This window comes from Streptomyces sp. NPDC089799 (assembly GCF_040684755.1).
In the GTDB taxonomy this organism is placed as follows: Bacteria; Actinomycetota; Actinomycetes; order Streptomycetales; family Streptomycetaceae; genus Streptomyces.
Window position 1 is genome coordinate 59,821 of record NZ_JBFBGR010000013.1, and the last position, 25,387, is coordinate 85,207.

The 25,387-nt window shown below is 72.7% G+C and carries 20 protein-coding genes; 11 read left to right on the top strand and 9 right to left on the bottom strand.

What is annotated here, in order from left to right; all coding sequences use genetic code 11:
- The first annotated feature begins 44 nt into the window (after positions 1 to 44).
- Both AB0O36_RS16800 and AB0O36_RS16805 read left to right on the top strand, forming a co-directional pair.
- Complete coding sequence (locus AB0O36_RS16800; RefSeq protein ID WP_365110287.1) at positions 45 to 731, top strand: DUF998 domain-containing protein; 687 nt, start codon at positions 45 to 47, stop codon at positions 729 to 731.
- A complete protein-coding gene (locus AB0O36_RS16805; protein ID WP_365110290.1) occupies positions 728 to 1,642 on the top strand; it encodes an alpha/beta hydrolase in 915 nt (304 codons plus the stop codon). Before AB0O36_RS16800 ends, AB0O36_RS16805 begins: the two co-directional genes overlap by 4 nt.
- Positions 1,643 to 1,766: 124 nt before the next feature.
- Here the strand turns inward: AB0O36_RS16805 and AB0O36_RS16810 are convergent, their stop codons facing one another.
- The 3 genes from AB0O36_RS16810 to AB0O36_RS16820 form a co-directional block, all read right to left on the bottom strand.
- The gene (locus AB0O36_RS16810; protein ID WP_365110591.1) at positions 1,767 to 2,501 is read right to left on the bottom strand and encodes a DUF305 domain-containing protein; all 735 of its coding nucleotides are present in this window, start codon (positions 2,499 to 2,501) and stop codon (positions 1,767 to 1,769) included.
- 98 nt (positions 2,502 to 2,599) lie between these two features.
- The gene (locus AB0O36_RS16815) at positions 2,600 to 3,259 is read right to left on the bottom strand and encodes a DUF3105 domain-containing protein (RefSeq protein WP_365110293.1); all 660 of its coding nucleotides are present in this window, start codon (positions 3,257 to 3,259) and stop codon (positions 2,600 to 2,602) included.
- A gap of 68 nt (positions 3,260 to 3,327) precedes the next feature.
- Positions 3,328 to 3,744, bottom strand: a complete 417-nt coding sequence (locus AB0O36_RS16820; protein ID WP_365110296.1) for a hypothetical protein — start codon at positions 3,742 to 3,744, stop codon at positions 3,328 to 3,330.
- A 160-nt stretch (positions 3,745 to 3,904) separates the two neighbouring features.
- Here AB0O36_RS16820 and AB0O36_RS16825 point away from each other — a divergent pair, with 160 nt between their 5' ends.
- Positions 3,905 to 5,266, top strand: a complete 1,362-nt coding sequence (locus AB0O36_RS16825) for a glutamine synthetase family protein (RefSeq protein ID WP_365110299.1) — start codon at positions 3,905 to 3,907, stop codon at positions 5,264 to 5,266.
- A gap of 225 nt (positions 5,267 to 5,491) precedes the next feature.
- On the opposite strand, the gene AB0O36_RS16830 is transcribed toward AB0O36_RS16825, so the two are convergent.
- Positions 5,492 to 6,091 (bottom strand): ricin-type beta-trefoil lectin domain protein, encoded by a 600-nt coding sequence (locus AB0O36_RS16830; protein WP_365110302.1) that lies wholly within the window; start codon positions 6,089 to 6,091, stop codon positions 5,492 to 5,494.
- Between the two features lie 118 nt (positions 6,092 to 6,209).
- Between AB0O36_RS16830 and AB0O36_RS16835 the strand changes: the two genes are divergently transcribed.
- Both AB0O36_RS16835 and AB0O36_RS16840 read left to right on the top strand, forming a co-directional pair.
- Positions 6,210 to 7,511, top strand: a complete 1,302-nt coding sequence (locus AB0O36_RS16835; protein ID WP_365110305.1) for an ATP-binding protein — start codon at positions 6,210 to 6,212, stop codon at positions 7,509 to 7,511.
- Entirely contained in the window at positions 7,508 to 8,143 is a 636-nt protein-coding gene (locus AB0O36_RS16840) for a response regulator transcription factor (protein ID WP_365110308.1), read from the top strand. The genes AB0O36_RS16835 and AB0O36_RS16840 overlap by 4 nt, the downstream gene beginning before the upstream one ends.
- Before the next feature lie 84 nt (positions 8,144 to 8,227).
- Here AB0O36_RS16840 and AB0O36_RS16845 read toward each other — a convergent pair whose 3' ends face one another.
- A complete protein-coding gene (locus tag AB0O36_RS16845; RefSeq protein WP_365110311.1) occupies positions 8,228 to 10,315 on the bottom strand; it encodes a PIG-L family deacetylase in 2,088 nt (695 codons plus the stop codon).
- A gap of 673 nt (positions 10,316 to 10,988) precedes the next feature.
- Between AB0O36_RS16845 and AB0O36_RS16850 the strand changes: the two genes are divergently transcribed.
- Complete coding sequence (locus tag AB0O36_RS16850) at positions 10,989 to 13,976, top strand: bifunctional [glutamine synthetase] adenylyltransferase/[glutamine synthetase]-adenylyl-L-tyrosine phosphorylase (protein ID WP_365110314.1); 2,988 nt, start codon at positions 10,989 to 10,991, stop codon at positions 13,974 to 13,976.
- 69 nt (positions 13,977 to 14,045) lie between these two features.
- Here the strand turns inward: AB0O36_RS16850 and AB0O36_RS16855 are convergent, their stop codons facing one another.
- The 3 genes from AB0O36_RS16855 to AB0O36_RS16865 all read right to left on the bottom strand — a co-directional run bounded on the left by AB0O36_RS16855 (position 14,046) and on the right by AB0O36_RS16865 (position 17,851).
- Positions 14,046 to 14,939, bottom strand: a complete 894-nt coding sequence (locus tag AB0O36_RS16855; protein ID WP_365110316.1) for a phosphatase PAP2 family protein — start codon at positions 14,937 to 14,939, stop codon at positions 14,046 to 14,048.
- Between the two features lie 177 nt (positions 14,940 to 15,116).
- The gene (locus AB0O36_RS16860) at positions 15,117 to 16,139 is read right to left on the bottom strand and encodes a LacI family DNA-binding transcriptional regulator (RefSeq protein WP_365110319.1); all 1,023 of its coding nucleotides are present in this window, start codon (positions 16,137 to 16,139) and stop codon (positions 15,117 to 15,119) included.
- 26 nt (positions 16,140 to 16,165) lie between these two features.
- A complete protein-coding gene (locus AB0O36_RS16865) occupies positions 16,166 to 17,851 on the bottom strand; it encodes a glycoside hydrolase family 13 protein (protein ID WP_365110322.1) in 1,686 nt (561 codons plus the stop codon).
- A 160-nt stretch (positions 17,852 to 18,011) separates the two neighbouring features.
- Here AB0O36_RS16865 and AB0O36_RS16870 point away from each other — a divergent pair, with 160 nt between their 5' ends.
- Positions 18,012 to 19,286: an extracellular solute-binding protein gene (locus AB0O36_RS16870; protein ID WP_365110324.1), complete on the top strand. Its 1,275-nt coding sequence runs from the start codon at positions 18,012 to 18,014 to the stop codon at positions 19,284 to 19,286.
- Here the strand turns inward: AB0O36_RS16870 and AB0O36_RS16875 are convergent.
- Positions 19,270 to 20,526: an RNA-guided endonuclease TnpB family protein gene (locus AB0O36_RS16875; protein ID WP_365110327.1), complete on the bottom strand. Its 1,257-nt coding sequence runs from the start codon at positions 20,524 to 20,526 to the stop codon at positions 19,270 to 19,272. The two genes, AB0O36_RS16870 and AB0O36_RS16875, sit on opposite strands and share 17 nt — an antisense overlap.
- 142 nt (positions 20,527 to 20,668) lie before the next feature.
- Here AB0O36_RS16875 and AB0O36_RS16880 point away from each other — a divergent pair, with 142 nt between their 5' ends.
- The 4 genes from AB0O36_RS16880 to AB0O36_RS16895 all read left to right on the top strand — a co-directional run bounded on the left by AB0O36_RS16880 (position 20,669) and on the right by AB0O36_RS16895 (position 25,385).
- Entirely contained in the window at positions 20,669 to 21,661 is a 993-nt protein-coding gene (locus AB0O36_RS16880) for a sugar ABC transporter permease (protein ID WP_365110330.1), read from the top strand.
- A 2-nt stretch (positions 21,662 to 21,663) separates the two neighbouring features.
- Positions 21,664 to 22,527 (top strand): carbohydrate ABC transporter permease, encoded by an 864-nt coding sequence (locus AB0O36_RS16885; RefSeq protein WP_365110333.1) that lies wholly within the window; start codon positions 21,664 to 21,666, stop codon positions 22,525 to 22,527.
- A 171-nt stretch (positions 22,528 to 22,698) separates the two neighbouring features.
- Entirely contained in the window at positions 22,699 to 24,378 is a 1,680-nt protein-coding gene (locus tag AB0O36_RS16890) for a glycoside hydrolase family 13 protein (protein ID WP_365110336.1), read from the top strand.
- Positions 24,375 to 25,385 carry a LacI family DNA-binding transcriptional regulator gene (locus tag AB0O36_RS16895; RefSeq protein ID WP_365110339.1) on the top strand — a complete coding sequence of 337 codons (1,011 nt, stop codon included), beginning with the start codon at positions 24,375 to 24,377 and terminating at the stop codon, positions 25,383 to 25,385. The genes AB0O36_RS16890 and AB0O36_RS16895 overlap by 4 nt, the downstream gene beginning before the upstream one ends.
- The last annotated feature ends 2 nt before the right edge of the window (positions 25,386 to 25,387 follow it).

Below are 25,387 nucleotides of genomic sequence, written 5' to 3' on the forward strand. Positions count from 1 at the left end.
GACGCCGACGCGGCCCGGCCCCCCTGCTTAGGATGATTCGCACTATGTCCCCACAAGGTACGCGGTCCATCGCCGCCCTCCTCGGTCTGAGCGCCGCCGCCTACACCGCGTGGGTGCTCGAAGTCGTCCTCTCCACCGGGCTGAACCCCATCGAGACGTACGTCAGCGAACTCGCCGCCCAGGACCAGCCCCTCGGCGGCCTGTTCCGGGCCACCGACTTCACCGCCGGTCTCCTCGCCTTCGCCGGCGGCCTGCTGGCCCTGCTCCGGCTGGCCCGGTACCCGGAGGCCAGACGCCCCTGGTCGGTGATCGGCTGGCTCGGCGTGACCCTGTTCGGCGCGGCCACCGCGGCCGACGCCTGGCTGCCGCTCAGCTGCAAGCCCACCGTGGACCCCGCCTGCGCCTCCCGGGAGACCGCCGGCCTGGTGCCCGCCACCCACCAGGCGCACGCCATCAGCAGCAGTCTGGCCATGTGCGGTGCGCTCGTCGCGATCGTCTCGCTCACCGTCGCAGCCCGCCGCTACGGCTGGTTCGCCCCGCTCGCCCGCTACGGCCCCGCACTGGTCGCGCTGGAGCTCCTCGCCACCGCCTGGACCCTGGGCGCGATAGCCATGTTCACGGCCGGACGCGGCACCTGGGCGCTCGGCGCCGGCCAGCGCCTCCAGGTGCTGCTGGTCGCGGTCTGGCTCGGCGTGCTCGCGTACTCCGTCCACCGGGAACGCCGTACGTGAGCGCCGCGCCGGAGCCGGGACCGGGCGCGGGCGCGGGCTGGTCCGGTTTCGTACGGGCCGGCCGGGACGGGGTGCCGCTGCACGTGCGGGTCGAGGGCCGGGGGCCGGTCTGCGTCCTGTCCGCCGGGCTGGGCCTGAGCTGGTTCGACTGGGACGCCGTGGCCGGGCTGCTCGCCCCGTACCGCACCGTGGTCCGCTTCGACCGCCCCGGCCACGGGCTGAGCGCTCCCGCCGCGCTGCCGCCGACCGCCGCCGGGGAGGCGCACCGGATCGCCGCCCTGCTCGACGCACTCGCCCCCCGGCTTCCGGCCGGGCCGGTGACGGTGGTCGGGCACTCGGTCGCCGGGTTCCACGCCGAGGTCTTCGCCCGGCTGTACCCGGACCGCACCGCGGCCCTGGTCCTGGTCGACGGCAGCGTGGAGGAGGCCGTACGTACGAGTGCCGCCGGCACCGCCCTGCGGACCGCCGCCGCGCGCGCCCTCGGCGCGGCCGTCACCGCCGTCGGTCTGCCGGCCGCGCTGGGGCCGCTGGTCCGCGCCGCCGCCGTACGGCTCTCCCGGCCCGGCGGGGCCGACCGGACCCCGCCGCCCGCGCGGGACCTCGTACGCCGCTGCTACCGCACGGGCCGGGTGTGGCGCGGGGCCCTGCTGGAGAACGCGCGATACCCGGACGCCGCCGCCGAGGTCCTGGCCCTGCGGACCACCCGCCCGCTGACGGCTCCGGCCGTGGTCCTCGCGGCCCACGACGGTTCCGCGAGCCGCCCGGCCCTGCACTGGCTGGCCCGGCAGGCCGCCCTGGCGGACGCCCTCGGCGCCCGTTTCGAGGTGGCCGAACCGGCCGGGCACCTGGTGATGCCGGACCGCCCGCACGAGGTCGCAAGGGCGGTGCTGGGCGCGGCCGCGCAGGAGTGAGGGCGCCGCCGTACGGCGCGTGCGTGCCGGTGTACGCACGAACGCGCGGCCGTACGGGTGAACGTACGGCCGCGCGTGTCCCGCGTCGGGGCAGGGCGGGGCGGGCCCGGTCGGGCCGGTACCGCTACCCGAGCGGCTTCGCGCCCCGCTGCTTCAGCATGTCCGCCATGAGCAGCATCTCCGACTGCTGGGCGTCCACCATGCCCTGGGCGAGCTTGCGCTCGACCGGGTTCTCGCACAGCTTCGCGCAGCCCCGGGCCATCGCGACGCCGCCCCTGTGGTGCTCCGTCATCAGCTGCAGGTAGAGGACCTCCGCCTGCACGCCCTCGGCGGCACCGAGCTGCGCCATCTCCTCCTTGGTGGCCATGCCGGGCATCAGCGCACCGGGCTTGGTCTTGACCCCGCCCATGTCGTGGCCGCCCTGGCTGCCCTGGCCGCCATGGCCGTCCATGCCGCTCATGCCGTCCATGGAACCCGTGTCGTGCCCGCCGCCGTGCCCGGAGTGCTCGCCGGACCCGGACCCGCCGGGCTCGGCCATCCAGGCCATCGGAGCCCGGCCGGGATCGGCCTTCGGCAGCCCCCACAGGTCCAGCCAGCCCAGCATCATGCCCCGCTGGTTGGCCTGGGTGTTGGCGATGTCGTAGGCGAGGCTGCGGACCGCCTCGTCCTTCGTGCGGTCCCGCACGACGAAGGACATCTCCACCGCCTGCTGGTGGTGGACGGACATGTCCCGGGCGAAGCCCGCGTCGGCCGAGGCGCCGTCCGGGTCGTCCGCCCCGGACCCGGAGGAACCGCTGGCCACGGCGACCGTGGCCGCCGCGGCGAGCACGAGCGCGAGCAGCACCGAGCCGACCGCCACCCGGACCGTACGCCCGGTCCGGGCCGCGGGAGCGGCACCGGTCCCGGCGGCGTCGCCGTCGACCGCCCCGCCGTCGACCGCCCCGCCCTCCTCGCGGCTCACTGAGCCGTCACACCCTGCGTGCAGGCGGCACCGGGCTCGGGGGTCTGCGGGCCCTGCACGTACTTGCCGAGGAAGGTGTCGACCCGCGGGTCGGCCGCGTTGTCCACGGTCAGCTGCTTGCCCCAGGCACTCAGCATGATCGCGCCGGACTGCTCCTTCACCGGGCTCATCAGCGAGTACGGGGTCTTCTTGACCTTCTCGGCGAGCTTGTCGACGTCGGCCTTCTGCGCCTTGTCGTTGTACGTGATCCACACCGCGCCGTGTTCCAGCGAGTGCACCGCGTTGACCTCGGGAATCGCCTTCGCGTAGACGTCGCCGTCGCAGTTCATCCAGCGCGGGTTGTGGTCACCGCCCACCGGCGGGGTCATCTCGTACTTGACCTGCGTCTCGACGTGGTTGCGGCCGAGCTTCTTGGCGTCCCAGTCCTTCTCGCCGTCCACCGGCTTCTTCAGGGCCTCGACGCGCTTGTTCTCCTTGTCCTTCTGGTCCATCACCACGTAGCCGGCCCCGCCGACGATGCCGGCGACGATCGCCACCGAGGCGGTGATCGTGATGATCTTGATACGGCGGTCCCGGGCCTGCTCGACGCGCCGCATCTCGGCTATCCGCTGCTGGCGGGAGCTGCCGTCCTGGTTCTTGTTGGTCTTGGTGGCCATCTCGGTCTGTCTGTCCTTCTGCTGAGGGGGGTGGGTGGAGCGGCGAGGGTCGTCGGCGACCGGACCGGTCAGGTCCGCAGCACCTGAAGGACATGCAGGTCGGGAGCCCGGGCCGGGGGCTGCACCGGCCGCACCGCACCCACCGCGCGCACCGCCCCGGGCGGCGGCGGCTCGGCCCCGGGCGCGGCCACGGCGGGCGGCGGCACGGGCACCAGACCGGGGGTGACGTGCGAGAAGGGGGCGCAGGCGGGCAGGTCGTACGGGCAGACGTACGAGGCATGCGCCCAGTGCGCGGGGACCGGCACGGGGGCCACGGCGCGCACGGTGAGCGGCCTCGGATGCGGACCGGCCGGCCCGGAAGCCGGAACCGTGCCGCCGCCCGGCCGCGCACACAGGAACAGTGCCCCGACCAGCGTCCCGAGGGCGCACAGCAGCGCCGCCCGGCGCACTCCGCGCCCGCGCTGCGTGTCAGACCTGCCCCCCATGGGCGCCGATGGTAGTGCTCGTGACGCCCGAGCGGTCAGTGCGGGGTGCCCGGTGACTTCGGGGGTGCGTAATCTGGCGGAAACCACGGCCCGCAATACTGGCCCCGCCAGGTACCGGAGAGAGTGGTGCACAGGTCGCCTGAACTGCGAGGATGAGCCCATGGACAAGCAGCAGGAATTCGTCCTCCGGACGCTTGAGGAACGCGACATCCGGTTCGTGCGCCTGTGGTTCACCGACGTGCTCGGCTTCCTCAAGTCGGTCGCGGTCGCCCCCGCAGAGCTGGAACAGGCATTTGACGAGGGCATCGGCTTCGACGGCTCCGCGATCGAGGGCTTCGCGCGGGTCTACGAATCCGACATGATCGCCAAGCCGGATCCGGGGACCTTCCAGATACTGCCGTGGCGCGCCGAGGCCCCGGGCACCGCCCGCATGTTCTGCGACATCCTCATGCCGGACGGTTCCCCCTCCTTCGCCGACCCCCGGTTCGTCCTCAAGCGGATCCTGGCCAAGACCTCCGACCTGGGCTTCACCTTCTACACCCACCCGGAGATCGAGTTCTTCCTGCTGAAGGACAAGCCGCTGGACGGCTCCCGGCCGGTCCCGGCGGACAATTCCGGCTATTTCGACCACACGCCGCAGAACGTCGGCATGGACTTCCGCCGGCAGGCGATCACCATGCTCGAATCCATGGGCATCTCGGTCGAGTTCAGCCACCACGAGGGCGCCCCGGGCCAGCAGGAGATCGACCTCCGCTACGCCGACGCCCTGTCCACGGCGGACAACATCATGACCTTCCGCCTGGTGATGAAGCAGGTGGCGCTGGAGCAGGGTGTCCAGGCCACCTTCATGCCCAAGCCCTTCTCGGAGTACCCGGGCTCGGGCATGCACACCCACCTCTCCCTCTTCGAGGGCGACCGCAACGCCTTCTACGAGTCGGGCGCCGAGTACCAGCTCTCCAAGGTGGGCCGCTCCTTCATCGCCGGCCTGCTGCGCCACGCGGCGGAGACGGCGGCGGTCACCAACCAGTGGGTCAACTCCTACAAGCGCATCTGGGGCGGCTCCGGCCGCACCGCGGGCTCCGGCGGCGAGGCCCCCGCGTACATCTGCTGGGGCCACAACAACCGCTCCGCGCTGATCCGCGTCCCGATGTACAAGCCGGGCAAGATGGGCTCCTCCCGGGTCGAGGTCCGCTCGATCGACTCGGGCGCCAACCCGTACCTGACGTACGCGGTCCTGCTCGCGGCGGGCCTGAAGGGCATCGAAGAGGGCTACGAACTCCCGGCCGGCGCCGACGACGACGTATGGGCCCTCTCCGACGCCGAGCGCCGCGCGATGGGCATCGAGCCCCTCCCGCAGAACCTCGGCGAGGCCATCACCCTGATGGAACGCTCCGAACTGGTCGCCGAAACCCTCGGCGAACACGTCTTCGACTTCTTCCTCCGCAACAAGAAGCAGGAGTGGGAGGAGTACCGCTCGGAAGTCACCGCCTTCGAACTCCGCAAGAACCTCCCGGTGCTGTAAGGGCAGGTCAGCGGCAATATCCCAGCACCACGACCCTCCGGGCCGACGGCACTCAGCCGCCGGCCCGGACCCGTCTCACCCTTCCCGGGCCGCCTGTGGGCCGTCGGATCGGCGGCCTTGTAGACCTCGTCCACGGCCCTCGCACGGCCTGACCCGCGGAGCGACCGGAGCGGGCGCCCGGACTGGGTGAGCCGGACCGGGTGCGGCGGGCCGGAACGGGGCCGGTCAGGTGCCGGCCGGGAAGTCGTGGGTGCCGGCGTAGCGGGGCATCCAGAACGTGGGGCCGTTCGTGCTCCCGTACGTGCAGGAGGCGAGGGTGAGGGCCTCGCGCCGGCCCGAGTCCTGCACGCAGAGGCCCCGGGTGCTCACGAGCTCCCAGCGGGTCGCGGACGCGCTGTCGCGCTCCACCCAGTTGAAGACGGCGCAGTCGTTGTCGCGGGGCCCCTGGACCAGCGTCGTGGGCCCGAAGGGGGAGGACTGCTCCTTGAGGCACTGAGCCCCGCCCCAGGTTCCGATGTTGAAGGACCAGCTGACCATGTTCAGCTGGTGGAACGTGAACCGCTGGTGGAGCCCGCCCTTGCAGTCGAAGGCCTGGATGCGGGTGCCCGGCTCCTTCGACTCGCCCGCGATGTCCATGCAGCGTCCGCTGTCCGAGCTGCGGATCTCGTAGATCGGGGCGTCGTCCAGGCCGGTGCTGTACCGGATCGGCGGCCTCTCCGCGGCCTGCGCGGACTGCGGCAGCAGCATGACGAACGCGGCCGTGAGCGCCGCGGCGAGCGCCGCGCCGAATCCGTTCCGGTGGAGACGGATGCGTGTGTGGGCCATGTGTACTCCTGGCTGAAATCAGCTGTCCTGAGGGGTTCTTGACGCCGAGAACGTACCGAGATCCACTGATCCACCGGTACCCGCCTGTTCAGGGGGGTGTTCACTGAAGAGGCTGGTTGTGGTCGGTGTGGGGGCGGGGGCCGGGGTGCAGCGCGCCCGGCGGTTCATGGTCCTGGCGACCGGGCTCAACCGGACCAGCCACCTCGTCGTGGCGGCGGTGGCCGCGGCGCGGCTGCCGGATCCGGCGGCCGGTCCGGTCGGGCCCACCGGCCCCGGCGTCCTGACCGCCTCCTGGACGATGTTCGGCCTCGCCGTCGCCTCCAGCGCGGCGCTCTACGGCACCGCGTACGCGCGCGGGCGGTTCCGCCGCCGCTGGGTGTGGGCCGACGTGCTCGTGATGGGCTGCGCGCTGCCCTGGCTCGCCCTCTGGTGGGTGGGCGGAACGGCGGCCTCGGCGCACGGCTGGGTGGTGCTGCTGGGCGGCTCGGCGAGCGGGGCCGCGGCCGCGGGCCTCGGACGGCGCGGGGGCGCGGCCGCCGTGCTGCTCCTGCTGGCCACGTCGGTGGCGGTGCGGCTCGGGCCGTCGGACGGGGGCGCGGCCGTCCTGCCCGGCCACCTCAACGCCGTGGCCACCTCGGCGCTGCTGGCCGGGGTGCTCTCGTGGTACCTGGAGCGCGAGGGGGCCCTGGTGGACTCCGCCCAGCACCGGGCCGTGACCGCGGAGGCGGAGCGCGCCCGGCAGGCCGAGCGGACGGCGCACCACGCGGCGCTGCACGACACCGTCCTGGCGACGCTGACGGCGATCGCCGCCGGGCGGGTGGACGCCGGCGCCGGGCCGGTGCGCGAACGCTGCGCGCGGGAGGCGGCGTACCTGCGGCGGCTGGTGCAGTACGACGGTGCGGACGGCGGCACGGGCGGGGGTGCGGGCGGGGCCGCGGACGCGCCGGGGAGGCTTCCGGCGGATGCGGGCCGGTCTGCGTCCGGCGGGCTCCCGGCCCCGGCGGTGTCCCTGGGGGCCGCGCTGGAGGACGCGGTCCGCTCCGCCGAGTGCCTGGGCCTGGAGGTGACCGCGCGCTACCACTCGCTGCCCGCGGTGCCCGCGGTGCCCGGGGAGGCGGCCGCGGCGCTCGCGGCGGCAGTCACGGAGGCCCTGAACAACGTCCGCGTCCACGCGGGCACCGGCCGGGCCTATCTGACCGCCGTGGGGCGCGACGGGGGCGTGGCGGTGACGGTCGTGGACCGCGGGGCGGGCTTCGACGCGGGTGCGGTCTTCGACGCGGGCGCGGACGCGGGCGCCCGGGAGCTCGGGACGGGGCTGCGCCGCTCGGTGTACAGCCGGATGGCCGCGGCCGGCGGGCGGGCCGGGGTGGAGAGCGTCCCCGGGGAGGGGACCCGGGTGGACCTGTGCTGGCCGGCGTGATCACGGTCGCGGCGGTCGACGACGACCGGATGCTGCTGGACGGGCTGCGGTCCTGGCTGGCGGGGGCGGGCGGCCTGCGCCTGCTGGACGCGGTGGCGACGGTGGACGCGCTGCTGGCCGGGCCCGGCCGCGAGGCGGACGTGGTCCTGCTGGACCTGCTGCTGCGCGACGGGTCCACGGCCGAGGACAACCTGCGTCGGGTACGGGGCTCCGGCAGCCGGGTGCTGGTGCTGAGCACGGTCGCCGACCCGGAGCGGATCCGGGCCGCGGTGACGGCCGGGGCGGACGGCTACCTGACCAAGGACCATGCGTTGGACGAGCTGGTCGAGGCGGTCGCGACGGTCGCCGCGGGCGGCACCGCCCATTCGGCGGACCTGGCCTTCGCCTGGGCCTACGACACCCGCCCGGAGCGCCCGCAGCTCGCCCCCCGGGAGCTCCAGGTGCTCCGCGACTACGCGTCCGGGCTGACGCTGAAGGCCACCGCGCGGCGGGCCGCCATCAGCCCCCACACGGCGAAGTACTACCTCGACCGGGTCAAGGAGAAGTACCGGGACGCGGGGCGCCCGGCGTACACGAAGACCGACCTCGCGCATCGGGTGCGGGAGGACGGCCTCGGCGGTCCGGACGGGTGAGTGCGCGCGGCGGCCGTAGGGCCACCCGATGGGTGTCCCGGCCCTCTCGTGTTCGGGAGCGCTGCGCCGTGCCCGCCGGCGCGGTCAGTTGACGACCGGTTCCCAGGCTGCGCGGGCGGTGGCGGGGCCGGGGGTGGCGGAGGCGCGGGGCGCGGGGGCCGTGGTGGCGTACAGGCGGGCGTCGAGGCCGATGACGGTCGTGGTGGCGCCGCCGGCTTCGACCAGGCCCGCCGGGGCGCCGGTGAACATGGTCCGGGACTGGCCCCAGGCGGGGGCGCCGGCGAGCGGGGTGGAGCCCACGGTGCCCTTGTCCGCGCGGCCCGAGAGCAGGGAGCCGGCGACGCTCACGGCGCCGTATCCGGCCTGGCCGCCGTGTTCGGTGACCGCGGAGACCGCCGGCTTGCCCGCGGGGGCGGGGGTGACCAGGGCGGAGCGGACCACGCCGGAGTCGGGGCGGCGGAAGTACAGGCGGACGCCCTGGCCGTCGGGGACCGCGGTGAGCGGGACGGTGGTCGGCGGGAGGCCGGTCGCGAAGGGGCCCTGGAGCGGGGCGTCCGGGGCGGGGCGGGTCCAGGCCAGGACGGTGCGGCCGGTGGCGGCGAAGACGTGGGTGCGGCCGGCCGCGTCGGTCGCGGTCACCGGGTCGCTCTGCAGGTCGCCGCCGCCGAGCTGCTGCCACGGGCCGAAGCCGCCGGAGGGCAGCTGGGTGGCGGAGCGCAGGCTGCGCTTGGCGTCGCGCACGTAGACGGTGAGCAGGCCGTTGCGGCCCACGGCGGTCGCGGGCCCGCTGATCGCGGAGTAGCCGTCGGCGTCGGCGGCCTCGGGGGTGCCGGCCGACTGCCAGGCGCCGAAGGTGCCGTCGGGGGCGTTCTGGACGGCGTACACGACCTCGCGGCGGTAGTCCTGCGGGCGCTGGCCGAGCGTGGTGCGGGTGCCGACGACCGCGATCCGGCCGTCGGGCAGGCGGGCGGCGGAGACGCCGGGGTCGATGCCGCCGCCGGGGAGCAGCACCGGGCCGTTCCAGGCGGCCTGCGGGTCGGCGCCGGCCCGGGTCCAGTACGCCATCCCGCCGTCGAGGGAGGCGAAGGCCCAGAGCTTGCCGCCGGTGCCCCGGACGAGCCAGGAGGTGCTGTCGGCGCGGGTGTAGCGGAGGCTGTGCGCCCAGATGTGGCCGGTGGGGAGGTTGCCGACCTTGCGGTCGCCGCAGCCGTTGGGGGAGCCGCAGTAGTTCTTCTGGTCGGCCCAGCCGTACGTCCGCAGGACGCCCACCTTCGCCTGGACGGTCTGCGGGTCGAGGGTCCTGGCCAGAACGCCGTTGTGGTAGCCGAGGTAGTTCTGGACGGTGAAGTGCGGGCGGTTCTTGACCTGTGTGTAGCGCTCGACGGCTGCCTGGGTGAACCTGGCGCCGAACATGTGGTCCTGGTGGTCGTCCGGGGTGCCGCTCTTGGGGTGCTTGCCGGGCGTGGGGTCCTGCATGCGTATCGTCGTCGGCTTGTAGCGCTCGATGACGGCCGCGATGGTGGCTATCGCCTGGTCCTTGGTGTACGTGAACGGCTGCTTGACCGGGCTCTCCTTGGTGAGCACCGAGTGCAGGGCGGGTATCCGCCCGTTCCACAGGCCGCGCAGGCTGTTCGGCCGGTCGGCGCCGATGCTCCCGGCCTCGTGCAGCTGCAGCCACACCAGGTTCACCTGGGGCTTGGCCACCAGGGTGTCGACCTCGGCCTGGCCGCCGCCGGCGGTGGGTATGGAGATGCGGTTCCAGGCGGAGGTGCGGTCGCCGGTGGCCATCTGGGCGTAGGCGGCGCGTATGCCGTTCTGCCGGGCCTCGCCGTAGGCGGCGGTGTCGGCCGGGGGCTTGGGCTCCTTGCCCTTGGCGTTGATGCCGTCGGACTCGCCGGAGGTGAGGTAGGTGGTGGTGACCTTCGTCCCGGCGAGCAGGGTGCGGCTGACGTCCGGGTTCATGAAGAAGAGGTCGTCGTCGGGGTGGGCGACGATCTGCAGCACCGAGCCGTCGGCGGGGCCGGCCGGGCGGATGCTCGTCTTCCGGTCCGCGGGTTCGCGTGCGGAGTCCGCGCTCGTCTCCTGGCCGTAGGCGACGGCGAGGACGCCGGTGGCGCCGGCGGTGAGGACGGTGAGCAGGGCCGCGAGGCGGATGCGGAGGGCGGGAAGCATCAGTCACCCCTGAGTGGTCGGTACGGTGCGGAAATTTCGCCGAGCAGTCAGATAGAGGCCGATTCGGGGAACTTGGTTCACCGTGTCGGCCGATGACTCCACTCATTCCGGTTGCGAGCGGAGGTGATTGTGCCCCGCGCATTTGTGAAAGGAAAAATCGCCCGGGATACGGACGGTGAGAGGGCGTCAGGTTGTCCGTGATCATCGGCTAATGATGATGATCATTGCGATTGCATGCGGTATGGCATGGTTTGGCGTACGGGTGGGTGGAGCGCGGGCGGCGGCCCCGACGCGGCATGCCGGTCCACGCTCGCCGGAAAATGCCCTGGTCATCGCGGTTGTCCGTACGGTCGCGGGGGTTTGGCCGGGGATCCGGCGTCCGGGCGGAGCCGGGGGCGGAGCCGGGGGCGGAGTCGCGGCTGCGGGCCCGTGCTGCCCGGATCGCCTCCCGCCAACCCGGCGGCCCGTGTGATCTTCGCCACGCGGAGGGCGTGCGCGAGGTCCGCCCGGCCCGCGCGACCCCCTTCACCGGCAGGGGATCTGACGCAGCGGCGGCGGGGGTCCGGCACCCCGGGCGCGCTGCGGATAGGCTCGGACGGGATCAAGGGCACCACGGGCGGAGCCGCGGCCGGCACGAGGACGCGGTTCGAGGAACGGGACGAAAGGCGGCGGGATGACGGTCCCGGGACGCAGGAGCAGCACCTTCATCCGGCTGCTGCGCAGCGGGTTCACCGACCCCCAGGCCGCCGCGCAGCTGCTCGACACCGACGCGCTGGCCGCCGTACGCGCCGATCCGGTCCTGCTCGACGCGCTCGGCGCGACCGCAGACCCCGACCTCGCCCTGCGCGGCCTCGTCCGGCTCGCCGAGGCGCAGCAGGAGACGGACCCGCCCGCACTGCTCCCCACCCTCATCACCGCCAAGCCGCTGCGCGACCGGCTCCTCGGGGTGCTCGGCGCCTCCGAGGCCCTTGCCGACCACCTGGCCCGCCACCCCCGCGACTGGCAGGCCCTGGTCACCTACGAGGCGGCCGACCTGCACCCCGGCCTCGCCGAGTTCGAGGAGGGACTGGCCGACGCCCACGACCCGGTGGCCCTCCGGGTCGCCTACCGCCGCTGCCTGCTCTCCATCGCCGCCCGCGACGTCTGCGGCACCACCGACGTCGCCCAGACCGCCGCCGAGCTCGCCGACCTCGCCACCGCCACCCTCCGCGCGGCCCTGCGGATCGCCTCCGCCGCGGCCCCCGGGGACGCCGCACAGTGCCGCCTCGCCGTCATCGCCATGGGCAAGTGCGGCGGCAACGAACTCAACTACGTCTCCGACGTCGACGTGATCTTCGTGGGGGACGCCGCGAACGGCGCCGACGAGGGCAAGGCCCTCCAGGCCGCCACCCGGCTCGCCTCGCACCTCATGCGGATCTGCTCCGAGACCACCGTCGAGGGCAGCATCTGGCCCGTCGACGCCAACCTCCGCCCCGAGGGCCGCAACGGCCCGCTGGTCCGCACCCTCGCCTCACACCTGGCCTACTACCAGCGCTGGGCCAAGACCTGGGAGTTCCAGGCGCTGCTCAAGGCCCGCGCGGTGGCCGGCGACGCCGAACTCGGCGCCGCCTACATCGACGCCATAACGCCGATGGTCTGGCAGGCCGCCGAGCGCGAGAACTTCGTCGCCGACGTCCAGCAGATGCGCCGCCGCGTCGTCGACAACATCCCCGCCTCCCACGTCGACCGCGAGCTCAAGCTCGGCCCCGGCGGCCTGCGCGACGTCGAGTTCGCCGTCCAGCTGCTCCAGCTCGTGCACGGCCGCAGCGACGCGGGCCTGCGCTCCGGCACCACCCTGGACGCCCTGCACGCCCTCGCCGCCGGCGGCTACGTCGGCCGTGCCGACGCCGCCCAGCTCGGCGACGCCTACCGCTTCCTGCGCGCCATGGAGCACCGCATCCAGCTCTACCGGCTGCGCCGCACCCACCTCGTCCCCGAGGACGAGACCGACCTGCGCCGCCTCGGCCGCTCCATGGGCCTGCGCACCGAACCCGTCGCCGAGCTCAACAAGGCATGGCGGCGGCACGCCTCCGTGGTCCGCCGACTGCACGAGAAGCTGTTCTACCGGCCGCTGCTGGACGCCGTCGCCCAGCTGGCCCCCGGCGAGATCCGGCTCTCCCCGGCCGCGGCCGGCCAGCGCCTGGAGGCCCTCGGCTACGCCGACCCGGCCTCGGCCCTGCGCCACCTGGAGGCACTCGCCTCCGGCGTCACCCGCAAGGCGGCCATCCAGCGCACCCTGCTCCCCGTCCTGCTCGGCTGGTTCGCCGACTCCGCCGACCCGGACGCCGGCCTGCTCAACTTCCGCAAGGTGTCCGACGCCCTCGGCAAGACCCCCTGGTACCTGAGGCTGCTCCGGGACGAGGGCGCCGCCGCCGAGAACCTCGCCCGGGTGCTGTCCGCCGGCCGGTTCGCCCCCGACCTGCTGATGCGCGCCCCCGAGGCGGTGGCCCTGCTGGGCGATCCCGAGGGCCTGCAGCCGCGCACCCACGAAGCCCTGGAGCAGGAGGTGCTCGCCGCCGTGGGCCGCGCCGACAGCGCCGAGGCCGGGGTCGCCGCCGCCCGCGGGGTCCGCCGGCGCGAGCTGTTCCGTACCGCCGCCGCCGACCTCACCGCCTCCTACGGCACCGAGGACCAGCCCGTCACGGACGACCCGGCCGTCCTCGTCGACCGGGTCGGCGACGCCGTCTCCGACCTCACCGCGGCCACCATCGGCGGAGCCCTGCGCGCCGCCGTACGCCACCACTGGGGCGACACCCTGCCCACCCGGTTCGCGATCATCGGCGTGGGCCGCTTCGGCGGCCACGAACTCGGCTACGGCTCCGACGCCGACGTCCTCTTCGTCCACGAGCCGCGCGAGGGCGTCGACGAGCAGGAAGCCGCGAAGGCCGCCCAGACCGTCATCGCCGAGATGCGCCGCCTCCTCCAGCTCCCGACCGCCGACCCGCCGCTGCTCATCGACGCGGACCTGCGCCCCGAGGGCCGCTCCGGCCCGCTGGTCCGCACCCTCTCCTCCTACGCGGCCTACTACCGGCGCTGGTCGCTGGTCTGGGAGAGCCAGGCCCTGCTGCGCGCCGAACCGGTCGCCGGGGACGAGGACCTGGGCCGCCGCTTCACCGAGCTCATCGACCCGCTGCGCTACCCGGTGGAGGGGCTCGGCGAGGACGCGGTCCGCGAGATCCGCCGGCTCAAGGCGCGGATGGAGTCCGAGCGCCTGCCGCGCGGCGCCGACCCCGCCCTGCACACCAAGCTGGGCCGCGGCGGCCTCAGCGACGTGGAGTGGACGGTCCAGCTGATCCAGCTGCGCCACGCCTGGGCCGAACCGGGCCTGCGCACCACCCGCACCCGCGCGGCCCTGGCCGCGGCGGCCGCCGCCGGCCTGATCCCGACCGACGAGGCCCAGATCCTCGACGAAGCCTGGGTCCTGGCCACGCGCGTCCGCAACGCGGTGATGCTGGTCCGCGGCCGCGCCGGCGACACCTTCCCCTCCGACGCCCGCGAACTGGCCGCCGTGGGCCGCTACCTCGGCTACGGCGAGGGCCGCGTCGGCGAAATGCTCGACGACTACCGCCGCATCACCCGCCGCGCCCGCGCAGTCGTCGACGACCTGTTCTACGGCGCGTAGGAAACACCCCGGTCCGGCCGCCGGCCGGCCCCGGTCGGGGCCCGGTCAGGCGGTCCGGCCGGTCCGGGATCAGGCCCGGCGGGTGCGGGCGCGGGTGAGGAGGGCCGTGGCCGGGTGGGGGCCCGTGTCGCGGGGGTGCCGGGGCAGGTGGTGGGGGAGGGCGCCGTACCAGGCGCGCGAGACGGCGTAGCCGAAGGCCAGGCACAGCATGCCGCCGGCCGCGTCCAGCCAGAAGTGGTTGGCGGTGGCGACGATGACCACGAGCGTCGCGGCCGGGTAGAGCAGGCCCAGGATCCGGGCCCAGGGCGCGGCCGCCACGGCGAAGACCGTCAGGCCGCACCAGAGCGACCAGCCTATGTGCATGGAGGGCATGGCCGCGTACTGGTTCGACATGTTCTTGAGGTTGCCGGAGGCCATCGAGCCCCAGGTGTGGTGGACCAGGACGGTGTCGATGAAGTCCTGGCCGTTCATCAGCCGGGGCGGGGCCAGCGGGAAGAGGTAGTAGCCGACCAGGGCCACGCCGGTGGTGGCGAACAGCACCAGGCGGGTGGCGGCGTACCGGCCCGGATGCCGGCGGTAGAGCCACACCAGCACGCCGATGGTCACGATGAAGTGGAGGGTGGCGTAGTAGTAGTTCATGCCCACGATCAGCCAGGTCACCGAGTTCACGGTGTGGTTGACCGACTGCTCCACGGCGATGCCGAGCGAGTGCTCGACGTCCCAGAGCCAGTCGGCGTTCCGCATCGCGGCCGCCTTCTGCTCGGGCACCGAGTTCCGGATGAGTGAGTACGTCCAGTAGCTCACCGCGATGAGCAGGACCTCGAACCAGATCCGGGGGCGGCGGGGGGCGCGGAGCCGGTCCAGCGCGGCGCGCCGGTCCGCCGGGCGGGTGCCCGTTCCGCTTGTGGCGGGTGACGAGGTGTCCGTCCGGGTCTCCAGTGTGTTCACGCTCGATTCACCCATGGGGAGAGAGTCTGCCAGATGGCCGACTCGGGTCGATCCTCCCTCGGTACGGTCTTCCGGTAGCGGCCCTACGTCCTGTGGTGGACGGGGGTACGGAGCGATCGTCCGAGGGCCGCCCGGCCGACGGCGGCATACGACGGCCGTCCGGCACTCGTCCGGTGGCCGGGACCGGCTCGGTCAGCCCCGCCCCGGCCCCGAAGCCGTGCTGCCCCGGACGACCAGCTCCGGCATGAAGACGAATTCGCTGTGCGGGGCCGGAGTACCGCCGATCTCCTCCAGCAGGGTCCGCACCGCCGCCTGCCCCATGGCCTGCACCGGCTGCCGGATGGTGGTCAGCGGCGGATCGGTGAACGCTATGAGCGGGGAGTCGTCGAAGCCGACGACCGAGACGTCCTGCGGAACCCGCAGCCCCTGCTGCCGGGCGGCCCGGATGGCGCCCAGCGCCATCATGTCGCTGGCGCACACCACCGCCGTACAGCCCCGGCGGACGAGCGCGGCCGCCGCGGCCTGCCCGCCCTCCAGGGTGTAGAGCGAATGCTCGATGAGTGCTTCCGCTTCCGCCCCGGTGAGGCCCAGCCGCTCCTCCACCGCGGCCAGGAAGCCCTCGATCTTGCGGAGCACCGGCACGAAGCGCTTGGGCCCGACCGCCAGTCCGATCCGGCTGTGGCCCAGCGCGGTGAGGTGCGTCACGGCCAGGTGCATCGCGGCCCGGTCGTCGGGCGAGACGAAGGGGGCCTGCACCTTGTCGGAGAAGCCGTTGATGAGGACGTACGGAACGCCCTGCCCGCGCAGCTGGTCGTAGCGGGTCATGTCGGCGGTGGTGTCCGCGTGCAGTCCGGAGACGAAGATGATGCCCGAGACCCCGCGGTCGACGAGCATCTCGGTCAGCTCGTCCTCGGTGGAGCCGCCGGGGGTCTGGGTGGCCAGCACCGGGGTGTAGCCCTGCCGGGTCAGCGCCTGCCCGATGACCTGGGCCAGCGCCGGGAAGATGGGGTTGTCCAGTTCGGGGGTTATCAGCCCGACCAGTCCGGCGCTGCGCTGCCGCAGCCGCACCGGCCGTTCGTAGCCGAGGACGTCGAGCGCGGCCAGCACGGATTCGCGGGTGCCCGCGGCCACACCCGGCTTGCCGTTGAGGACCCGGCTGACGGTGGCTTCGCTGACCCCCGCCTGAGCTGCGATGTCGGCCAGCCGCGCGGTCATAGGACCGGACCTTACCGGGCCTTCGCTCATACTGCCCACCACGTGCACGAATCCGCGGGAAGCAGCACGCTACGGGCACCCGGTTCGACCGGTGCGCTGGACAGCACAGGACGCCCCGGAACGGGCATTTCCACCCTTTCCGGGCGGGTGTTGACCGTGCAGGCGAACCCGGGCCGTGAGAAGAGGAGCACGCCCTCCGGGGAGGGCAGCCAGCACAGCGGCCCGGCGTCGGGGGAGCCGAGGCCGGGCAGCACCCGGCGGAGCTCCAGGGCCGCCCGGTACAGCTCCAGCGTGGAGTGCGGGTCGCCGGTCTGGGCGGCCACGGTCAGCCCCGCCCAGTCGGCGGGCTGCGGCAGCCAGCTCCCGCCGGGCCCGAAGCCGTACGGCGGCTCGGTCCCGGACCAGGGCAGCGGCACCCGGCAGCCGTCCCGCAGCCCGTCCTGTCCGGCGGTGCGCCGGTACGCCGGGTCCTGGCGGAGGTGCGATGGTACGTCGGTCACCTCGGGCAGGCCCAGTTCCTCGCCCTGGTAGAGGTACGCCGACCCGGGCAGGGCCAGCATCAGCAGGGCGGCGGCCCGGGCCCGGCGCAGCGAGCCGTAGCGGGTGCGGTGGCGGACCACGTCGTGGTTGGACAGCACCCAGGTGGTGGGGGCGCCCACGGCGTGGGTGGCGGCCATCGACTCGTCGATCACGGTGCGGATGGCGGGGGCCTCCCAGGGGCACTTCAGGAAGCGGAAGTTGAACGCCTGGTGCATCTCGTCGGGGCGGACGTACAGCGCCAGCCGCTCCGAGTCCGGCGCCCACGCCTCGGCGACCCCGATGCGTTCGGCGCCGGGCGTGCTGTGGCGGTCGAGCAGGGCCCGCCAGGAGCGGTGGATGGCGTGCACGCCCTCCTGGTCGAAGAAGGGGAGCGGCTGCGAACCGATCAGGGTGGCCTGCTCGGCGGCCCCCACGTCGGGGAACCCCGCGGCCTTGACCATGCCGTGGGCGACGTCCACCCGGAACCCGTCCACGCCGAGGTCCAGCCAGAAGCGCAGCACGGACGCGAACTCCTCCGCGACCTGTGGGTGCTCCCAGTTCAGGTCCGGCTGCTGCGGGGCGAACAGGTGCAGGTACCAGTCGCCGGGCGTGCCGCCGGCGTCGGTGACCCGGGTCCAGGCGGGCCCGCCGAAGACCGACTCCCAGTCGTTGGGCGGCTCGGCGCCGTCCGGGCCGCGGCCGGGCCGGAAGTGGTAGCGGTCACGGCGGGCCGGGTCGGCGAGTGCCTCCCGGAACCACGCGTGCTCGTCGGAGGTGTGGTTGGGGACCACGTCGACGATCACCCGCAGGCCCAGCGCATGGGCGGCGCGGACCAGGTCGGCCGCGTCCGGGAGCTCCCCGAAGAGCGGGTCGACGGCCCGGTAGTCGGAGACGTCGTAGCCGCCGTCGGCCTGCGGGGAGGCGTAGAAGGGGGTCAGCCAGACGGCGTCCACCCCCAGCCGGGCCAGGTGTGGCAGGCGCTCGCGGATGCCCCGCAGGTCTCCGATGCCGTCGCCGTCGCTGTCCGCGAAGGAGCGGACGTACACCTGGTAGATCACGGCATCGCGCCACCAGCCGCGGCTCGCCGCGGCCCCGCCGGAAGCGTCACGGCAAGCGCTTCCAGCGGTCCGGCAAGTGCTTCCAGTGGCGTGGCAATCGCTTGCAGGGGTGCGATCGGTGAGCTCCTGGGTCATACCGGGTCAACGCGGGGGGCACCGTACGGACACGCGGATGTAACAATCGCCTCCGCTTGCAGAAAATTGCGGCAAGGTCTTTCGGTCTGCTTTCAGCCTTGTTACGTTCCTGGCAACTCGGGACCGCGAGGGCGCGGCCGGGATCATCGAAGGAGTTCATATGCGGCGTGGCATAGCGGCCACCGCGCTGGTCGCGGCCCTGGCGCTCGCGGCGACGGCTTGCGGCGGTGACGACAAGGACAGCGGCGGCGACGTGCAGACCGGCGGGGAACTCTCCGGCACGGTCACCTGGTGGGACACCTCCGGCGACGCCGAGAAGGCGACCTTCAAGAAGATCGCCGAGGCGTTCACCGCCCAGCACCCGAAGGTCACCGTCAAGTACGTCAACGTCCCGTACGGCGACGCGCAGAACAAGGTGAAGAACGCCTTCAGCAGTGGCTCCGACGCGCCCGACGTGATCCGCGCCGACGTCGGCTGGGTCGCCGACTTCGCCTCCCTCGGCTACCTCGACGAGGTGCCGGCCGGGACCGTGAAGAAGGTCGACGCCGACTTCCTCAAGCAGGCGGCCGCCAGCGGCAAGTACGAGGGCAAGACCTACGCCGTCCCGCAGGTCATCGACACCCTCGGCCTCTTCTACAACAAGAAGATGCTGGCCGACGCCGGGGTCCAGCCCCCGAAGTCCCTGGAGGAGCTGAAGACCGCCGCCGCCGCCATCAAGGCGAAGACCGGCAAGACCGGCCTCTACCTGCGCGGCGACGACTCCTACTGGAGCCTCCCCTACCTCTACGGCGAGGGCGGCGACCTGGTCGACGCCAAGACCAAGACCGTCACCGTCGACAACGAGGCCGGCGTCAAGGCGTTCAAGGCCGCCCGCGACCTGGTCGCCTCCGGCGCCGCGATCACCAGCGCCACCGACGGCTACGTCAACCAGCAGACCGCCTTCAAGACCGGCCAAGTCGCGATGATGGTCAACGGCCCGTGGGCGGTGGCCGACACCTACGCCGGCGAGCAGTTCAAGGACAAGGCCAACCTCGGCGTCGCCCCCGTCCCGGCCGGCTCGGCCGCCCAGGGCGCCCCGCAGGGCGGCCACGACCTCGCCGTCTACGCCGGTTCCAAGAACCGCTCCGCCGCGCACGCCTTCGTCGAGTACATGACCTCCCAGCAGGTCCAGGTGCAGACGACCAAGGAACTCAGCCTCCTGCCGACCCGGACCGCCGCCTACGAGCAGCCGGACGTCAAGGGCAACGAGATGGTCGCCTTCTTCAAGCCCGCCGTGGACAAGGCCGTCGAGCGCGCCTGGATCCCGGAGAACGGCAGCCTCTTCGAGCCGCTCAAGGTCGAGTGGACCAAGGCGGTCACCGGGTCGTCGAGCCCGGAGGACGCGGCCAAGGCGTCCGGCGCCCAGTTCCGCAAGATCCTCAAGGGCTGGAATTGACGTGCCCCCCGGCCGCCTGGCGGCCGGGGCTCTCCACTACGGCCGGCTGACCGCTGTGGTGGCTTCCTGTTTCATCGCGCTGTGCCGGGATCACTCCCGGTCTTACCGGCACTCCGCAGGCGTTTGACCTGTCCGCCCGCCCGGCGGCCAGGGTGTTGTACGCGGCATTCTCATCACGATCGTGAACCGCCGCGCATTCTGAGCAGATCCATCGGCGAACATGAAGGGGTTTGGGTCCGTCGTTATGTCCGCATGTCGAGCACAGCTGGGAAGTCGGTACGAAGCGGCCGATCCTTCCGAAGTGTCTGCCATGTTTGACGGCCTTGTACTCCAGCATGCCGACGAACGAGGACCAGCCGGCATCGTTGACAGACTTCGCCAGCCTCGTTCGTGCGAGGGCGGCCACCGCGAGGTCTTCCACGTACACCGCTTGGTTGTCGCGGATGATGCGCGTGGATTCCTTGTGGTGCCAGTCGCGACGTCGGTCCAAAACCTTGGCGTGCTGTTTGGCGAGTCTGATGCGCGCTTTGGCCCGGTTCTTCGAACCTTTGACTTTGCGCGAGAGCTCTCTCTGCGAGCGCTTGAGCTTCTTCTCCGCCCGACGCAGGAACTTCGGAGAGGAAATTCGGGTGCCGTCGGAGAGAACGGCGAACGTCGTCAGCCCGAGGTCGATGCCAACCTCGGCTTCCACCTCGGGCAGGGCGTCCGTCTCGGAGTCCACGACGAAGCTGGCGAAGTAGCGACCTGTGGAATCCTTGATCACGGTTACGGACGTGGGCGTGGCGGGCAAAGGCCGGGACCACTTCACCTTCAGGGCCCCGATCTTCGTCACGTACACATGGCCGTCGCTCGTCAGGGAGAAGGCTTTTCTGGTCAGGTGGATCGACTGCCTGGGATCCTTCCTGGACTTGTATCGGGGCGGAGCGGTCTTGCAGGCCTTTGCCTTCCGGCTGAGAGAGTCGAAGAAGTTCTTGAAGGCCGTGTCGAGATCCCGAAGGGACTGCTGAAGCACAACTGCCGAAACATCGGAAAGCCAAGCGCGTTCCGGGGTCCGTTTGGCCCGGGTGATGTGCTGCTTGGACAGGTCGGTCGACTTCGCGTACGGCAGACCCGCTTCGTACGCCGTGGTGCGGGCGCGGAGACAGTCGTTCCACACCACTCGGGCACATCCGAAAGCCCGTGCCAGCGCCAGGCGCTGCAGGGCATTCGGATAAATCCGGAAGTTGTAGCGGAGCTTCACGCGCACGACTCTATGCCCGACCAGTCGCACCCACTACGCAGGTGCGAAAAGGGTCGAAGAGTGAGAGTTTCGGTCGGAATCAAAGCGAGACAGGGACATGATGTGTTCGATTCGGAGCTGACGGGAAGGCAGGCCGGCCGAAATGGCTGCTGACATCAGCCCAGTGGTGGCGGAGGCCGCGGGTGAGAAGATCACCCGCGGCCCGAGCCGCGGGCGGCTCCGCCGCGCACTGGCCACCCACTGGTACGCCTGGACGATGATCGCCCCCGTGGTGCTCGTCCTCGGCGTGATCATCGGCTGGCCGCTGGTCCGCGGCGTCTACCTGTCGCTGACCGACGCCAACGAGCGCAACGTCGCCCGCACCATCGGCGCCAACCACATCGAGGCCACGTACGAGTTCGTCGGCCTCGACAACTACACCGCCGTGCTCACCGACCCGGTGTTCACGCAGCGGCTGGTGTGGACGGTGATCTGGACCGTCGCCTGCGTGTCGGTCACCTTCGTGCTGGGCCTGGCCCTGGCCAACATGCTCAACCGGACCTTCCGCGGCCGCGGCTTCTACCGCATGGCCCTGATCCTCCCGTGGGCCGTCCCCGGCTTCGTGTCCGTCTTCGCCTGGCGGTTCCTCTTCAACCGCGACAACGGCATCCTCAACAAGCTGCTGGAGGGCGGCGGCATCGCCGGCGTCCCCTGGCTGGACGACCCCACCTGGGCCAAGCTCTCGGTCATCGCCGTCAACGTCTGGCTGGGCGTCCCCTTCATGATGGTCGCCCTCCTCGGCGGCCTGCAGTCCATCCCCGGCGAGCTCTACGAGGCCGCCGAGATGGACGGCGCGAGCGCCTGGCAGCGGTTCCGCCACATCACCCTGCCCGGACTGCGCACCGTCAGCATGACGGTGATCCTGCTCTCCACCATCTGGACCTTCAACATGTTCCCGGTGATCTTCCTGCTCACCCGGGGCGGACCGGGCGACTCCACCGAGATCCTGGTCACCCAGGCCTTCCGCGAGGCGTTCGTGGAGAGCCCCCGCGACTTCGCCGGCTCGGCCGCCTGGGGCGTGCTGATCCTGCTGCTCCTCATGTTGTTCGCGCTGGTCTACCGGCGTTCGCTGCGCAAGCAGGGAGAGGTGTGGTGACCGTGGCCACCTCCGTGACCAAGCCCCGTGCCGCCCGACCGCGCGGCACCCGCTCGCCGCTGGCCTCCGTCGGCCTGCACGCCACCCTCGTGGCCGCGTCCGTCATCGCCGTCTTCCCGGTCCTGTGGATCCTGCTGACCTCGCTCAAGCCGGCGAAGCAGGCCATCAGCACGGACTTCGTGAAGGACCCGACCTTCGCCAACTACGCGTACCTGCTCGACGACACCCACTTCCTGGACTGGTTCGCCAACTCCGTCCTCGTCGCCGGAGTCACCACCGTCCTCGGCGTGTTCATCGCCGCCACCACCGGCTACGCCGTCAGCCGGTTCAGGTTCCCCGGCATGAAGCCGCTGATGTGGACCCTGCTCGTCACGCAGATGTTCCCGATGGCCATCCTGATCGTGCCGCTCTACAACCTGATGGGCGACTTGGGGCTGCTCAACCAGCCGCTCGGCCTGATCATCACCTACCTCACCATCGCGGTGCCCTTCTGCGCCTGGATGATGAAGGGATTCTTCGACACCATCCCGGTGGAGATCGACGAGTCCGGCCGCGTCGACGGCCTCAACCCCTTCGGCACCTTCTGGCGGCTGATCCTGCCGCTGGCCAAGCCCGGCCTCGCCGTCACCGCCTTCTACTCCTTCATCACCGCCTGGGGCGAGGTCGCGTACGCCTCCGCCTTCATGGTCGGCGAGGAGAACCTCACCCTGGCCGGCGGCCTGCAGACCTTCGTCACCCAGTACACCTCCAACTGGGGCGCGATGTCGGCCGCGTCGGTGCTCATCGCCGTCCCCGCGGCCGTGTTCTTCCTCTTCGCCCAGCGCCACCTGGTCGCCGGAATGACGGCCGGCGCCACCAAGGGCTGACCGCGGCGCCGACCCCACCGCGGTCCATGCGGGCCCGGGCCTCCGCACAGGGCCCGGGCCCGTGACCCGGCACTGCTCGACGCACGCACCACCCGTCGCACGTACCCGTTCCAGTACGGCGCCGCCCCCGACCACGGCGGCGCCGTCCCACCCCGAAACCTCAGGGAAGACATGACCCAGCACCTCGCTGCCCCCGCCGCCGCACCGACCACCGGCACGCACACGGGATGGTGGAGAGACGCGGTGATCTACCAGGTCTACCCGCGCAGCTTCGCCGACGGCAACGGCGACGGCATGGGCGACCTGGAGGGCGTGCGCGGCAGGCTCGGCTACCTCAAGGAGCTCGGGGTCGACGCCGTCTGGCTCAGCCCCTTCTACGCGTCCCCGCAGGCCGACGCGGGCTACGACGTCGCCGACTACCGGGCCATCGACCCGATGTTCGGCACCCTGCACGACGCCGACGCTCTGATCCGCGAGGCCCACGCCCTGGGCCTGCGCATCATCGTGGACCTGGTCCCCAACCACTGCTCCGACCAGCACGAATGGTTCAAGCAGGCCCTGCGCGAAGGCCCCGGCTCCCGGCTGCGCGAGCGCTTCCACTTCCGCACCGGCAAGGGCGAGAACGGCGAACTCCCGCCGAACGACTGGGAGTCCATCTTCGGCGGCCCGGCCTGGACCCGCGTCACCGACCCCGACGGCACCCCCGGCGACTGGTACCTGCACCTCTTCGCCCCCGAGCAGCCCGACTTCAACTGGGAGCACCCGGCCGTCCAGGACGAGTTCCGCTCCATCCTGCGCTTCTGGCTCGACCTCGGCACCGACGGCTTCCGCGTGGACGTCGCCCACGGCCTGGTCAAGGCCCCCGGCCTGCCCGACATCGGTGCCAGGGACCAGCTCAAACTGCTCGGCAACGACGTCATGCCGTTCTTCGACCAGGACGGCGTCCACGAGATCTACCGCTCCTGGCGCCGCATCCTCGACGAGTACGAGGGCGACCGCGTCCTGGTCGCCGAGGCATGGACCCCGACCGTCGAGCGCACCGCACGGTACGTCCGCCCCGACGAGATGCACCAGGCCTTCAACTTCCAGTACCTGACCACCGACTGGGACGCCGCCGCGCTCCGGCAGGTCATCGACGGCTCGCTGGCCGCCATGCGCCCCGTCGGCGCCCCCACCACCTGGGTGCTGTCCAACCACGACGTCACCCGGCACGCCACCCGCTTCGCCAACCCCGCGGGCCTGGGCACCCAGCTCCGCGAGCCGGGCGACCGAGAGCTCGGCCTCCGGCGCGCCCGGGCGGCGACCCTGCTGATGCTCGCCCTGCCCGGCTCGGCGTACGTCTACCAGGGCGAGGAGCTCGGCCTGCCCGACGTCACCGACCTGCCGGACGAGGTCCGCCAGGACCCGTCGTTCTTCCGCGCCGCCGGCCAGGACGGTTTCCGTGACGGCTGCCGCGTACCGATCCCGTGGTCCGGCACGCAGGCCCCGTACGGCTTCGGCACCGGCGGCAGCTGGCTCCCGCAGCCCGACTCCTGGGCGGACCTGAGCGTGGCCGCGCAGACCGGCGACCCGCACTCCACCCTGGAGCTCTACCGCACCGCCCTGCGGCTGCGGCGCGAGCGCCCGGAGCTCGGCGCGGGCGACGGCGTGGAGTGGCTGGACGCCCCCGCCGGGGTCCTGGCGTTCCGCCGGGGCGGCTTCGTCTGCACGGCGAACACCACCGGCACGGCGATACGGATACCCGCCCCGGGCGAGCCCCTGCTCTCCAGCGGCACCCCCGGAGACGCCCTGGCCGAGGAGGGTCTCCTGCCCGCCGACACCACGGTGTGGTGGCAGGTGACGTCAGGGTGACCTCGCCTCTCCGGCTGACGGACATCGCCGCGCAGGCCCAGGTCAGCGAGGCGACGGTCAGCCGCGTGCTCAACGGCAAGGCGGGCGTGGCGGCCGCGACCCGGCACAAGGTGCTGGCCGCCATGGACCTGCTCGGCTACGAACGCCCGGTCCGGCTGCGCCGCCGCAGCAACGGCCTGGTCGGCCTGCTCATCCCCGAGCTCACCAACCCGATCTTCCCGGCCTTCGCGCAGGTCATCGAGCAGGCGCTGGCCGGGCACGGGTACACGCCGGTGCTGTGTACGCAGACCCCCGGCGGGGCGACCGAGGACGAGCTGGTCGAGCAGCTGGAGGAGCGCGGCGTCACCGGCATCGTGTTCCTGTCCGGACTGCACGCCGACCGCGCCGCCGACCCGGCCCGCTACCAGGGGCTGGTGGCGCGCGGCCTCCCCTTCGTCATGATCAACGGCTTCAACGAGCACGTGAACGCCCCGTTCGTCTCCCCGGACGACCGCGCGGCGGCCCGCATGGCGGTCCGCCACCTCGCCGACCTCGGCCACGAACGCATCGGCCTGGCCATAGGCCCGACCCGGTACGTGCCCTCGGCCCGCAAGGCGGAGGGCTTCCGCACGGCCATGGCGGAACTGGGCCTGCCGTGCGGCGAGGCGGACGTCCAGCCGACCCTGTTCACGGTGGAGGGCGGCCACGCGGCGGGCGGGGCGCTGATCGACCGGGGCTGCACGGGCATCGTGTGCGGCAGCGACCCGATGGCGCTGGGCGCGATACGGGCCGCCCGTGAGCGGGGGCTCCGCGTGCCGGAGGACGTCTCGGTCGTCGGCTTCGACGACTCCCCGCTGATCCCGTTCACCGACCCGCCGCTGACGACCGTGCGCCAGCCGGTCCGCGCCATGGCGACGGCGGCGGTCGGCGCACTGCTGGAGGCGGTCGGCGGCACGCCGGTCCAGCGCACGGAGTTCGTCTTCCAGCCGGAGCTGGTCGTACGCGGCTCCACGTCCCAGGCCCCGTAAGG

What these genes read in the sequence shown, in the direction of transcription:
- AB0O36_RS16870 (WP_365110324.1), top strand. Translation starts at nt 18,012, where the DNA reads ATGCGGCGTGGCATAGCGGCCACCGCGCTGGTCGCGGCCCTGGCGCTC.
- AB0O36_RS16815 (WP_365110293.1), bottom strand. Translation starts at nt 3,259, where the DNA reads ATGGCCACCAAGACCAACAAGAACCAGGACGGCAGCTCCCGCCAGCAG.
- AB0O36_RS16830 (WP_365110302.1), bottom strand. Translation starts at nt 6,091, where the DNA reads ATGGCCCACACACGCATCCGTCTCCACCGGAACGGATTCGGCGCGGCG.
- AB0O36_RS16800 (WP_365110287.1), top strand. Translation starts at nt 45, where the DNA reads ATGTCCCCACAAGGTACGCGGTCCATCGCCGCCCTCCTCGGTCTGAGC.
- AB0O36_RS16855 (WP_365110316.1), bottom strand. Translation starts at nt 14,939, where the DNA reads ATGGGTGAATCGAGCGTGAACACACTGGAGACCCGGACGGACACCTCG.
- AB0O36_RS16860 (WP_365110319.1), bottom strand. Translation starts at nt 16,139, where the DNA reads ATGACCGCGCGGCTGGCCGACATCGCAGCTCAGGCGGGGGTCAGCGAA.
- AB0O36_RS16880 (WP_365110330.1), top strand. Translation starts at nt 20,669, where the DNA reads ATGGCTGCTGACATCAGCCCAGTGGTGGCGGAGGCCGCGGGTGAGAAG.
- AB0O36_RS16850 (WP_365110314.1), top strand. Translation starts at nt 10,989, where the DNA reads ATGACGGTCCCGGGACGCAGGAGCAGCACCTTCATCCGGCTGCTGCGC.
- AB0O36_RS16890 (WP_365110336.1), top strand. Translation starts at nt 22,699, where the DNA reads ATGACCCAGCACCTCGCTGCCCCCGCCGCCGCACCGACCACCGGCACG.
- AB0O36_RS16825 (WP_365110299.1), top strand. Translation starts at nt 3,905, where the DNA reads ATGGACAAGCAGCAGGAATTCGTCCTCCGGACGCTTGAGGAACGCGAC.
- AB0O36_RS16820 (WP_365110296.1), bottom strand. Translation starts at nt 3,744, where the DNA reads ATGGGGGGCAGGTCTGACACGCAGCGCGGGCGCGGAGTGCGCCGGGCG.
- AB0O36_RS16865 (WP_365110322.1), bottom strand. Translation starts at nt 17,851, where the DNA reads ATGACCCAGGAGCTCACCGATCGCACCCCTGCAAGCGATTGCCACGCC.
- AB0O36_RS16845 (WP_365110311.1), bottom strand. Translation starts at nt 10,315, where the DNA reads ATGCTTCCCGCCCTCCGCATCCGCCTCGCGGCCCTGCTCACCGTCCTC.